Source organism: Haloplanus ruber, assembly GCF_024494725.1.
Classification (GTDB): domain Archaea; phylum Halobacteriota; class Halobacteria; order Halobacteriales; family Haloferacaceae; genus Haloplanus; species Haloplanus ruber.
Genome location: NZ_JANHDK010000001.1, coordinates 397691 through 409671 on the forward strand (window position 1 = coordinate 397691; position 11981 = coordinate 409671).

11 protein-coding genes and 1 pseudogene are annotated in these 11981 nt (G+C 65.8%); 3 read left to right on the top strand and 9 right to left on the bottom strand.

Annotation, left to right across the window (positions count from 1 at the left end; genetic code table 11):
• The first annotated feature begins 81 nt into the window (after positions 1-81).
• The gene (locus tag NO878_RS02135; RefSeq protein WP_256404314.1) at positions 82-1050 is read left to right on the top strand and encodes a phosphoadenosine phosphosulfate reductase family protein; all 969 of its coding nucleotides are present in this window, start codon (positions 82-84) and stop codon (positions 1048-1050) included.
• 59 nt (positions 1051-1109) lie between these two features.
• On the top strand, positions 1110-1832 hold the full coding sequence (locus NO878_RS02140; protein ID WP_256404315.1) for a diphthine--ammonia ligase: 723 nt from the start codon (positions 1110-1112) through the stop codon (positions 1830-1832).
• Positions 1833-2097: 265 nt separating this feature from the next.
• Here NO878_RS02140 and NO878_RS02145 read toward each other — a convergent pair whose 3' ends face one another.
• Positions 2098-3078, bottom strand: coding sequence for a nucleotidyltransferase family protein (locus NO878_RS02145; protein WP_256404316.1), 981 nt, complete (start codon positions 3076-3078; stop codon positions 2098-2100).
• Between the two features lie 95 nt (positions 3079-3173).
• Here NO878_RS02145 and NO878_RS02150 point away from each other — a divergent pair, with 95 nt between their 5' ends.
• Positions 3174-3452, top strand: a complete 279-nt coding sequence (locus NO878_RS02150; protein ID WP_256404317.1) for a transcriptional regulator — start codon at positions 3174-3176, stop codon at positions 3450-3452.
• A gap of 296 nt (positions 3453-3748) precedes the next feature.
• Here the strand turns inward: NO878_RS02150 and NO878_RS02155 are convergent.
• The 8 genes and pseudogenes from NO878_RS02155 to NO878_RS02190 all read right to left on the bottom strand — a co-directional run.
• Positions 3749-4996, bottom strand: a pseudogene (locus tag NO878_RS02155) (ABC transporter ATP-binding protein); the annotation flags it as partial.
• Positions 4993-6147: an ABC transporter ATP-binding protein gene (locus NO878_RS02160; RefSeq protein WP_256404318.1), complete on the bottom strand. Its 1155-nt coding sequence runs from the start codon at positions 6145-6147 to the stop codon at positions 4993-4995. The gene NO878_RS02160 and the pseudogene NO878_RS02155, both read right to left, overlap by 4 nt.
• A gap of 2 nt (positions 6148-6149) precedes the next feature.
• A complete protein-coding gene (locus NO878_RS02165; RefSeq protein ID WP_256404319.1) occupies positions 6150-7316 on the bottom strand; it encodes an ABC transporter permease in 1167 nt (388 codons plus the stop codon).
• Complete coding sequence (locus NO878_RS02170) at positions 7316-8284, bottom strand: ABC transporter permease (RefSeq protein WP_256404320.1); 969 nt, start codon at positions 8282-8284, stop codon at positions 7316-7318. Before NO878_RS02170 ends, NO878_RS02165 begins: the two co-directional genes overlap by 1 nt.
• A 25-nt stretch (positions 8285-8309) precedes the next feature.
• Positions 8310-10190 (bottom strand): ABC transporter substrate-binding protein, encoded by a 1881-nt coding sequence (locus NO878_RS02175; RefSeq protein ID WP_256404321.1) that lies wholly within the window; start codon positions 10188-10190, stop codon positions 8310-8312.
• A gap of 74 nt (positions 10191-10264) precedes the next feature.
• A complete protein-coding gene (hpt, locus tag NO878_RS02180) occupies positions 10265-10831 on the bottom strand; it encodes a hypoxanthine/guanine phosphoribosyltransferase (protein ID WP_256404322.1) in 567 nt (188 codons plus the stop codon).
• A 116-nt stretch (positions 10832-10947) separates the two neighbouring features.
• Positions 10948-11511, bottom strand: coding sequence for a DUF7110 family protein (locus tag NO878_RS02185; protein WP_256404323.1), 564 nt, complete (start codon positions 11509-11511; stop codon positions 10948-10950).
• A 107-nt stretch (positions 11512-11618) separates the two neighbouring features.
• The gene (locus tag NO878_RS02190) at positions 11619-11963 is read right to left on the bottom strand and encodes a glutaredoxin family protein (protein WP_256404324.1); all 345 of its coding nucleotides are present in this window, start codon (positions 11961-11963) and stop codon (positions 11619-11621) included.
• Positions 11964-11981: the final 18 nt, after the last annotated feature.

Genomic DNA, 11981 nt, shown 5'->3' on the forward strand with positions numbered 1-11981 from the left:
GGCCCACTCGCCTCACCCGAACCGTACTGGTGACGGGATGCACAAGCTATTTTACTCCCGCTAATTATATGTCATTACACGATGAGCGAGTTCCCCGACTACCTCGACGTCGACTACACCGACGGCGAGGGCGAGACGCCGGACGACTATCCGACGCTCGAGGACAAGATCGAGAAGGCTATCGACGTGACCCGCCAGGGTCTCGAACAGTACGAGACGCCCGCCGTCATGTGGACCGGCGGTAAGGACTCGACGCTCACGCTCTATTTCATCAAGGAGGTCGCCGAGCAGTTCGACCTCGAAACGCCGCCCGCGGTGTTCATCGACCACTTCCAGCACTTCGACGCCATCCACGACTTCGTGGACCACTGGGCCGAAGAGTGGGACCTCGATGTCATCTACGCCCGTAACGAGGATGCGGGGGCGTACGTCGACGAACACGGCTTGGAACCGGGCGACGACATCCCCGTCGCCGAACTCTCAGACCACAACCAACATCACGTCCGAAACATCCTCGAGTACGAGGAGGACACCTTCCCGTTCCTGCTTGACACCTACGTCGGCAACCACCTGCTGAAGACCGTCGCGCTGAACGACGCCCTGGAGGAGTACGGCATCGACGGCGTCATCTCCGGTGTCCGTTGGGACGAGCAGGAAGCCCGGGCCGACGAGACGTTCTTCAGCCCGCGTCACGATCCGGACATCTACCCGCCCCACGACCGCATTCAGCCGATCCTTCAGTTCGCGGAACGAGACGTGTGGGACACCTTCTGGAACTACGTCGTCCCCGACACGGTCGAGGGCTTCCCGGCAGAGGGCTACGTGCCCCAGGGTGCCGACGACCTGCCCAACGGCCTGACGCAGGCCGACATCCCGGTCAGTCCCAAGTACTTCGCCGGGTTCCGCTCGCTCGGAAGCGAGGTCAGCACCGAGAAGTCCGACGAGGAACCCGCTTGGCTCCAGGACATCGAGAACACGACCGAACGTGCCGGCCGCGCCCAGGACAAGGAGGACCTCATGGAGCGCCTCCGCGACCTGGGCTACATGTAGACGCCGCTCCCGAAGGCGAACCACAGTTTCTAACCGCCCACTTCATGTAGCATTCGCCGATGACCAACCAGTGGGCGAGCCTCTTTTCGGGCGGCAAAGACTCCTCGTGGGCGCTGTACCAGGCGCTCGAAGACGGATTGAACGTGACGCGACTGGTGACCGTCCACCCCGGCGAGGACTCCTATATGTACCACACTCCGGCGACCGACCTCGCCGCGCTGGCCGCCGAGAGCATCGGGATCGACCTACTCGACGTCGACCCGGGTGACCTCGGCGCCGCGGCCGCCACCGACGCGGGCGCGCAGGGTGACGCCGAACTCGAACCGCTAGAGGCGGCGCTCCGGGAGTTGGCCGAAACGGACGGCCTGTCGGGGGTCACCGCCGGCGCCGTCGAGAGCGAGTTCCAGACCAGTCGCATCGAAGCCATGTGCGACCGACTGGGGATCGACCTGTTTGCCCCGCTCTGGCAGCGGGACCCGGTCGAACTCGGCGAGGCGATGCTCGACGCCGGCTTCGAGATACTGATCGTCCAGGTGGCGGCCGGCGGACTGGACGAGTCTTGGCTCGGCCGCCGACTCGACGCCGACGCCCTCGACGATTTGGTCGCCCTCGAGGACTCACACGGCGTTCACCCACTCGGGGAGGGTGGCGAGTTCGAGACGCTCGTGATCGACGCCCCCCACATGCGACGACCCATCGAACTGGAGTGGGAGTCGGTGTGGGAGGGGACCCGCGGCCACCTGCGAATCACCGACGCCCGTCTCGGCCCCGTGGACGGGTGAGATCCGCAGGCTCGGTGTGTCCGCCGACATCCGCACTCTCGGACACTGTCACCGGGGGGAGGCGTCGGCACTCGTCGTCCTCGTTGGTCCTGGCGACGCTCGTGGTCGGCGTCGCGCGGCCACGCCGACGGCAACGAAAGCGACGGCCGCACTAACCCCGGCGAGGATTGAGCTGTACGGTTCGTCTACTGGTCGAACACGGCGGAAAGTGCGGTGTTGGTGACGATGTCAACCGTTCGGCGGTCGGTCCCGCCGTAGCGCGCCGTTAGTCAGCGTCCCCGTCCCCGTTCGTCATCGTCGAGTGCGCGCCGATGAGCGCGTCGGCCAGGTCGAGGTTCTCGATCCGCGTGTTCTCGTCGATGATCGACCCGCGGACGTCGGCGTCGCGGATGGTCGCGTCGGGGAAAACGACGGTGCGTTCGAGCGTCGAATCGGTTACCTTGGCCCCTTGCATCACGTGGACGTTGCCCCGGAGCTGGGAGCTTTCGACGGTCGCCGTTGGGTGGACGCTAACGTCGCCGTCGAGTTGCCAGGCGACAGCGTCGAGATAACTCTCTGGGGTCCCGATGTCGAACCACGCACCGTCGAAGGTGAAGGCGTGGACCGCCTGTCGGGCCTGCATCCACTGGATGAACCACCCCGGTTCGTCGGGATTCTCCCCCGCGTTCAGATACTCCTCGAACAGCGGGAGCGAGTCGGCGGGGAAGGCATAACAGGCGATAGAGACGAGCGTGCTCTTGGGGTCGTCGGGCTTCTCTTGGAAGTCGACGACTCGGTCGCCGTCGAGGTCGACCAGCCCGTACGACCGGGCCCGCTCTTTCGATCCCACATCGTAGGCGGCGAGGGTGGGTGTCCCTCGGTCCTCGAAGAAGTCGACGAAGTCCGTGAGGTCGAAACTGATGAGATTGTCGCCAGCAATGACGATGAGGTCCTCCTCGACGTTCTCACGGTCGATGAGTTGGGCGATGGCGCCGACGACGCCGAACTTCTCGTCTTCGGCCGTCGTCTCCTCGACGGAGAGGGTCGGCTTCTCGAACGCGCTGTCGGCCAGATACGACTCGAAGTCGTCGGCGAAACGCTCGTTGGTGCTGACGTACACCTCGGAGATGCGGTCGTCGGCCTCGAGGTCGGCAAAGACGGTGTCGATGACCGTCGACTCGCCGACGGGCAGGAACATCTTCGGCCGATGCTTGGTGATCGGCCAGAGCCGCGTTGCATACCCTCCCGCCAGAACGATAGCCTTCATACGAATCTCGACCGACCGCAGTACCAAGATTGTTTTGTATCACGGGGCCACGGCGGTGCGGAAAGGGCTTTGTCTGCCACCCGCAAACGGGGTGTATGGAGTCGACGACCCGTGAACGGATCGCGGCCGACCTTCGGGACGGCGCCGCGACGGCGAGTGATCTCTCGGCCAGTCACGGCACCGCCAGATCGGCCGTCTACGACCACCTGCGACACGTCGCCCGGTCGCTACCCGACGACGAACAGTTACTCGTTTCGCCGCCGACCTGTCGGGACTGTGGCTTCGACGCCTTCGACGACCGGATCAACCACCCCTCGAACTGCCCCGAGTGTCGGAGCGAGAACGTCGCGGAACCCGCTTTCCGGATCGACTAGCCGAGGTGACAGGCGCTCTCGCGGAGCGGACCGAACGCGTCGTACAGTTCGTCGGCGGCGTCGCCGGCCCGACCGGCGAGAAGCGCGTCGACCGCCGCCCCAACCGCCCGCTCGGCGGCCGAATCCGAAAGGGGTTCGGGGAGTCGAAACGCCGCACGCACCGCGAGGCGGTCGACCTCACCCTCTCGGTCGGCCCCCTCGCCGCACCGCTCGCGCACCCGCCCGGTGACCGTCTCGGCCGATTCGTCGACGAGTGTCGCCACCCACACGCGGAACCCCTTGATCGCCCGCCACTCCGCTGCCGCGAGATCCGTGTCGGTCGGGACGAGTTCGGGGCGCTCACGCCGACAGACCGTCGGGAACGCCTCGCCGAGTCGGTCGGCCGCCGCCTCGACGTCGCCGTCGACGATCCGGTCGAGCGCGGCCGCCACCGCCGCCTCGGCGTCCGGGTCGGGCAGTTCCGCGGGGACGTCGAACTCCTCGCGGATCGCCGCCCGCACCGCCGCCGGATCGACCGCCGTGGTATCGTCGTCGTCGTCCGCGGCGGCGTACTCCCGGACCGCCGCGACGTCGATGCCCGCTGACTCGGCACGGAGTCGGAGATTCAACACCGCCCGCCAGGTCGCGTCGTCGAGGTCGTAGGACTCGTCGGGGATGACCTCCGGACAGCGGGTGTGGAACCGACAGCCTGGTGGCGGGTCCGACGGACTCGGCACGTCGCCGCTGAGGCTCGCCCCCTGCCCTCGCTGTCGGGGATCGGCAACCGGCGTCGACGCCAGCAACGCCCGGGTGTAGGGGTGTTTGGGGTCTTCGAACAGTTCCTCCGTCGACGCCGTCTCGACGATTTCGCCGAGATACATCACGGCCACCCGATCACAGACCTCGCGGACAACGCCCATGTCGTGACTGATGACGAGGATAGCGAGGCCGAACGCCGACTGGAGGCGGTCGATCAGGTCGAGGATATCCGCCTGCACGCTCACGTCGAGCGCGCTCACGGGTTCGTCAGCGACGATCAGATCTGGGTTGATAACCAGCGCACGCGCCAGGCCGATCCGCTGTTTTTGCCCGCCAGAGAACTCGTGAGGGTAGCGATCCATGTCGGCGGCGTCGAGTCCCACCCGTTCGAGCAGGTCGCCGACGATGCGACGCCGCTTCGCCCGGTCGCGCATCCCGTGGACGCGGAGGGGTTCGGCCACCGACTCCCCGATACTCATCCGCGGATCGAAACTCGACGTGGGGTCCTGAAACACCATCTGGGCGCGCCGACGGAACCGCTTGAGTTCCGCGTCGCCGAAGGCGGTCACGTCCGCGCCGTCGAAGACGATGCGGCCGTCGGTCGGCTCCTCCAGTCGGAGCGCCGCCGTCGCCGCCGTCGACTTCCCACAGCCGGACTCGCCGACCAGACCGAGTGTCTCGCCGCGGTCGACGGTGAAGCTCACGCCGTCGACGGCGCGGACCCGCCCCACCTCGTTCCGGAGCACGCCCTCCGTGATCGGGTAGTGTTTTGTTAACCCCTCGATGTCGAGCAGTGGGCGGGTCACGCGCGGTCCTCCCGGTCGGCGTCGGACCCGTCGTCCCCGAGAGACTCGGCGCGGAGCGTCCGGTCGGCCGGTGGCGTGCCGACCGCGCCCGAACCGCGGCCGTCACCACCGTCGTCGTCGACGGCGTCTCCGGACCCGGCGTCGTCGCCCCCGCCTCGAACCACCGACGGGTCGCCCCCGGGTTCGTAGTGGACACAGGAGACGACGTGGTCGTCGTCGCCGTCGACCGCATAGTCGGGGGGTTGCTCGCCCTCCCGGCAGGCGTCGACCGCGTGCTCGCATCTTGGGTGGAACCGACAGCCGGCGGGTGGATCGGTTGACGACGGGAGCCGTCCACCGATGGAGGCGGCGCCGTCGCCGCGACCGGGCAAGCAGTCCAAGAGCGCCCGGGTGTACGGGTGCGATGGCTGCTCGAACACGTCGAAGACGCCACCTCGCTCCATCACCTTGCCGGCGTACATCACCACCACGCGGTCGGCCACCTCGGCGACGACACCGAGGTCGTGGGTGATCAACAGCACGCTCATGTCGAACTCGGTCTGGAGGTCATCGAGCAGCGAGAGGATCTGGTTCTGGATCGTCACGTCGAGGGCGGTCGTCGGCTCGTCGGCGATCAGGAGGTCGGGGTTCGTCGCCAGCGCCATGGCGATGGAGACCCGCTGTTTCATGCCGCCGGAGAACTCGTGGGGGTAGTCGTCGAACCGCCGGGTCGCCTCCGGGATTCCGACCCGGTCGAGGAGGTCGACCGCCCGGTCGCGGGCGGCTCCCTTCGAGACGTCTTCGTGGAGGCGGATCGCCTCGACAATCTGCCAGCCGACGGTGTAGACCGGGTTGAGTGCGCCCTGCGGGTTCTGGAACACGTGAGCGATACGGTCGCCCCGGAGCGCCCGCAGCGCCTCGTCGGAGAGCGCCGTCAGGTCCTGCCCGTCGAAGACGATTTCGCCGGCCGCAATCTCGCCGGGCGGCGTCCGGATCAGGCGCGTAATCGACTCGCCGGTGACCGTCTTCCCGCTGCCCGACTCGCCGACGATGCAGACGGTCTCGCCGCGGCCGATATCGAAGCTCACGCCGTCGACGGCGCGGACGAGGCCGTCGTCGGTGTGGAAGACGGTTCGCAGGTCGCGGATCGAGAGCAGTGGTTCGGCGGACATGGCTATGTCTCCTGTCGCGGGTCGAGTGCGTCGCGCAGCGCGTCGCCCATGAAATTGAACGCGAGGATGGTCGTAAAGAGGAAGACGCCGGGGAACGTCGACACCCACCACGCCGTCGAGAGGTCGCCCCGCCCGGTGGCGATCACCTGTCCCCACGAGGGGACGGTCGGGTCGCCAAGCGAGAGAAAGGAGAGCGATGCCTCGAAGAGAATGAATCCGGGGATCAGCAGCGTCGCCGCGGTGATGACGCTGTTCGAGACGTTAGGGATCAGATGTCGGCGGATGACATAGAGCGTTCCGGCGCCGGCGCTCCGGGCGGCCGTGATGTACTCCTCCTCGGCGCGCTGGAGCGCCTCCGAGCGAACCAGGCGTGCGATGGAACCCCACCCCGTCAGCCCGAAGATGACGATGAACATGAACAGGCTCCCCCCGAAGAGGTAGGTGAGCAGGAGATAGAGGAAGAAGGCGGGAAAGACAAGTTGCACGTCGACATAGCGCATCAGCAGTTCGTCGACTAGCCCGCCACCGTAGGCGGCGACGGTGCCGACAGCCGTCCCGATGGTCACCACCAGGAGCGTCGAGATCAGCCCGACTTTCATGCTGACCTGCATCCCGTAGACGACGAGGACGAGGATGTCCTTGCCGTCGCCGGTCGTGCCCAGCGGGTGGGCCATCGTTCCCTGGCAGCGGCCCTCAACGACGGCGCCGAGACAGTCGACCGGCACCGCGGCGTCGACGCTCGTGAACACCGGCGGCTGGTAGGCCCGTTCGACCGCCAGCACCGGCTTGTCCAGAAACAGCGGCCCGACCACGCCGATCAGGAAGACGACGAGCAAGTACACTAGGCTCAGGATAGCCATGCGGTTCTTGCGGAACTCTCGCCAGTAGTATGCGGTCAGCCGGCGGTTGTTGTAGAGCGGGACGGCGACATAGAGCAGGAGCGCAAGCAGCGTCGAGACGAACAGCCAGTCGAGTTGTGTGACGTTCCACTCCACCGGGACTGTGATCGTGGGGCGGTCGGCGGGCAAAATTGCGTAGTCGTAGACGAAGGCGGCGAGCAGTCCGACGACAGTCGCGAGCGCCCAGCGGTCCCGCCGCGAGAGCGTCGAGAATCGTCCCCCGGTCTCCTCCCAGTCGACGGACTCGAAGGTGTCTGACTCCCCCGCCATCAGCGATCACCGTAGTCGATCCGTGGGTCCAGCACGGTGTACGCCACGTCCTGAACGAGGTTGCCGACGACCGAGACGAAGGTGAAAATGAGCGTCGTCCCGAGCACCAGCGACGTGTCTTGGGCGAGGATGGCGTTGTACGACAGTTGGCCGAGACCGGGGATGCCAAAGACCACTTCCACGAGATAGGAGGCCGCGAGGAAGATGCCGAGGATGTCTCCGACGAGAATGGTCATCAGCGGGACCGCCGCCGGCCGCAGGATGTGGCGGGTGAGGATGCGGTAGCCGTCCGCTCCCTTCGATTTGGCCGTCTTGACGAACTCCGCCTCGACGTACTCTAAGGCCTCGGCGCGGGAGTAGCGCATCACGCCCGCGATGGTCCCCGTCACCAGCACGACGACCGGCAGGACGAGTTGGCGGGCCATCCCGAGGCTGAAAAATGGAATGTCGGAGTCGAACACGACGGGGAACCAGCCGAGTTGGACCCCGAAGACCAACAGGAGGATGATGCCGAACCAGAAGTTGGGGATGGCGTATCCGAAGAAGGCAAAGAAGGTTGCCGCGTAGTCGCTTTTGGTGTACTGATTGGTCGCGGAGTAGAGACCGATGGCCAGCCCCAAGAGTATCGAGAGGATTGTCGTCGGCACCGAGTAGATAGCCGTATAGGGTAGCGCCGCGGCGATGGCCTCGATGACGGGTTGCGAGCGGCTCTGTGACCACCCCCAGTTGAGCGTCACCATGTTGGTCATATACTCTTGATAGCGAACCCACGGGGAGCGATCTAGGCCGCGGCGGGCCTCGAAGGCCTCCTCGGCGGCCTCGGCGGAGCCGCCGCTGGCGGCGGCCTGGAACTGCATCTGCTCGGCCGCGGGATTCGGCGTGACCGCGAGGAGCCCCCACGTAACCGAGAGGATGAGGAACGTCGCGACCACCGCCCACAGCACCCGCCGAACCACGTACCAGCGCATACTCACCGGTCCGGTCGCCTCCCGATCACGCGAAGTACCACGCCTGGGAGTCCCAGCCGGTGTTGAACTCCTCGTCGTACCCCCTGACCGACTCGGCGTACCCGGTCACGCTCGACGGCATGGCGAGAAAGCCGAAGGGCTGTTCCTCGCTGATGAGGCCGAACGCCTCGCCGAAGAGTTCACGGCGCCGCTCCTCGTCGGTCGTGGCGGTCGCCTCCTCGTACAGCGCCGAGATGTCCTCGTCCGGATAGTAGCCGTAGAAGTTGATGCCGCCACGCCGCTCGAAAAAGCCCTTGCTGGAGGCCGGCGTGAAGGGGTAGGTGTTGAACTGAAGGTTTATCGACATGTCCCACGAGTCGGCGCTGGTAGCTACGTCACGGGGGCCGCCGTTGAACGTTCCCGCGGTCCACTCGGGGTCGGTCCCGTCGGGGGCCGACGTCTGCACGTAGTTGCTCTGGAACGTCGACGACGAGACGGCCTCGGGTTGGACGTCGATGCCGGCGTTCTCACCGAACTCCTGGGCGACGAACTCCGCGATGGTGCCTTCGGTCGGCTGGCCGGAGTCGTAGTAGATGGAGAGGGTGACTTGCTCGCCCGACCCGTCGACGAGGCGCTCGCCGTCGTACCCGTACTCGGTGCCCGACAGCGCCGATTCGAGGCGGGTACGCGTCTCCTCCGGGCCGTACCGGTCGCCGACGCCGAACTCCTCGACCTGGCTGTCGTCGTACCAGTCCGACCACTCCGGTTGCATCGTCTGAGCCACGTCCGCGTACCCTCGAAGGACGTTCTGCACGACGCTCTCTTTGTTCACCGCGAAGCCGAGCGCCCGCCGAACCGCCTTCGAGCGGAACGGCTCCCACCCGTTCGACCGCATATTGTAGACGATCATACGGAGGTACGGCTGTGGCGTGACGTTGACAGTGACGTTCGGCAGGTTCTCGAACCGGTTGGCCTTGTCCGGGGGGATACCCGAGGAGTCCACCTCCCCCGACTCCAGCGCGCCCAAGCGCGTGCTCTCCTCGCTGATGACCCGCACCGTCTGCTGATCGAAGTACGGCGCCTCCGCGAACCGATCCGGGACTCCCTCCACGTCCTGGAGGTAGTAGTCCTCGTTGCGGGTAACCGTGTACCGTGCGGATCGCTCCCATGTGTCGTACGTGTACGGGCCGAGGTTGCCGGCGTACGCGAGCGTGTTGAGTTCCTCGTCCTGCTGGAGTCCCTCGGCGTCCTGATCCTCGACGTACTGCTCTAAGATGCCCCGCGGGATGCACTGTTGCCGCCACAGAATCGGCTTGAACGGAAGCGAGGGGTCGACCTCGAACAGCCTGATCTCGAAGGTGAGTTCGCCCGTCTGCTCGACCGGAATCGGCTCTCGTTGCCCCGACTCGGGATTCGTCCGGAACCAGTCGGCGGCGTTGGGATACCCGCTCCAGTTGGGCCGGGCTTGGAAGACGTTCTGGATCATGTACACCCAGTCGTCGGCGGTCATCTGGCCGTAGCCCGCCCCCCACTCCAGGTTGTCGCGGAGTTGTATCTCGTAGACTCGCCCGTCGTCGGTGGAGTAGTCACCCCAGAGCGGGAAGATTTCGCGGTTCGGTTTGATCGCCCAGATTCCATCGAGCGTGGCGGTGACAAACGAACCGGAGGTAGCGTCGGCGATGGTTAGCCAGTTGAGCGACTGTGCGTCGACGCTCGACGCAGAGACGTAAGTCCCGCCGACGCTCCGGGTGGCGCTCTCCGTAGACGCCCCGTTCCCGTCGCCACCGTCGCCCTCGCCGTTCCCCGAACAGCCCGCCAACCCGGCGACGCTCGTCGCTCCGAGCAGTTTCAACACGTCGCGGCGTCCCCGCCGGCCCCGACGCTCCGCCGTGCCCGACGTACCTCGGCGGTCGTTACCAGACGGCATACCTCTTCAAAACGGCGGTGCGCACTAATACCCATCGGTCAGTAGAACCACCCGACGCCGTCGGGCTGTGACGGTTACCCGTCTCCGTGGGCGTCGACGATAACGACCTCGCCGTCCTCGACGGTAACGTTGATCAGCGTCTTGACGCTGTAGCCGGCGTCGTCCAGGTCGTTCGGCCCAGCCTTCTTGATCACCGCGACCACGTCGATCACCTCGGAGCCGATGTGTTCGAGGGCGTCGAGGATCGCCTTCATCGTCCCGCCCGTCGAGAGCACGTCGTCGAGGACGAGCACTCGGTCGCCCGCCTCCACGTCGTTGATGTACATCTCGCTCTCGGAGTAGCCGGTCTGGGCCGACAGCGACACCTCGCCGTCGAGGCCGTACTGTCGTTTCCGGATCACAACCAGCGGGATGTCGGTCATCAGCGAGACGGCCGTCGAGATGTGAATGCCCATCGCCGCCGGCGTGACGATCTTGTCGATGTCCTCTAGGTCGGCCTTTCGGATGATCTTGATGACGATCTCCCGCAGGAGTTCGGGGCGAAGCATCGGAACCCCGTCGCTGACGGGATGGACGAAGTACTCGTAATCCCCTTTTTCGATGATCGGCGCGTCGAGGAGCGACTGCCGCAACTGGTCCATGTCGACCGTACCGAACGTCGAGAATAAAAGCTGGCGGTTCCGGGAGCGACGGTCATCGTCACCGACAGGTTACGCCTGTGCAGGGGCCGTCGCCACGTGGCTGCGCCGACTGCCGATTACTCCGAGATGAAGTCGTTGTCCCGCCAGTTGACGCCGTTTTTCTCGGCTTGGGACTGGCTGGGGTTCTCGACGACTTCGACCGAGGCGGGCCGCTCCTCGCCTTCCACGATCCGTGTCGCCTTGAGTTCGTCGTCCTCTTCGACGATGGCGGTCAGCGTCCCCTTCTCGGACATTCGGGCGATGTCTCGCAACACGAGGAACATGGGATACTGGAGCGCCGTGTTCTGGAGCACCGTCTCGCGGTCGCCCTTGAAGCAGGCGAACTCGACGAGTTCCGAGGGGATCTCCTCCTCCTCTTCCTGCCACGGGCCGCCGGCACGCGGCGGCTCCTCCTCGTAGACCCGCGTCTCGGTGACGCTGGCTTTGAGTTGGGCGGTCGGGGTGTATTTGCTCAGGTCCTCGTCCTCGGCGGCGGCTTTCAGGATGAGTGTGTTGTTTCGTCGAGTGATTGTCACGTCGGCGATTTCGGGAGGGAGTTCGGGATCCCCCTCGAAATAGTCTTGCACGTCTTCGAGTGGCAGTTCGAGCGTCGAATGGAGTCGATATACGCGGCCTGACATAGTTTGTTCTCGGCGAGGGTAGCGCCACTACGCCCGTCTACGGGGACGTACGGGGCGTATGCTTATATGACCTACTGTTCCCGTTGCGCGGCGAACACGTCGCCCCGTCACTCGCCGGCGAGGGTCGTCTCGAGTTCGCCCCGCTCGTCGAGTTCCGCGAGCACGTCGCTCCCGCCGACGAACTCCCCCTCGACGTACGTCTGTGGCGTCGTTTCCCACCCACTGTGGGATTCGAGCGCCGCCCGGAACTCCGGCAGCGCCGGCAACACGTCGACTGTCTCGAAGTCGTCGACATACTGGTCGATCAGTTCGAGCGCCCGCTTGGAGTAGCCACACTGGGGCATCAGTCGGTTCCCCTTCATGAACAGCACCACGTCGTTTTCGTCAATGGCCGCATCGACACGCGACTGTACGTCCTCGTCGTCGAGGTCACTTCCGGGTTGGAACGTCATACCGTTATGTACGGTACC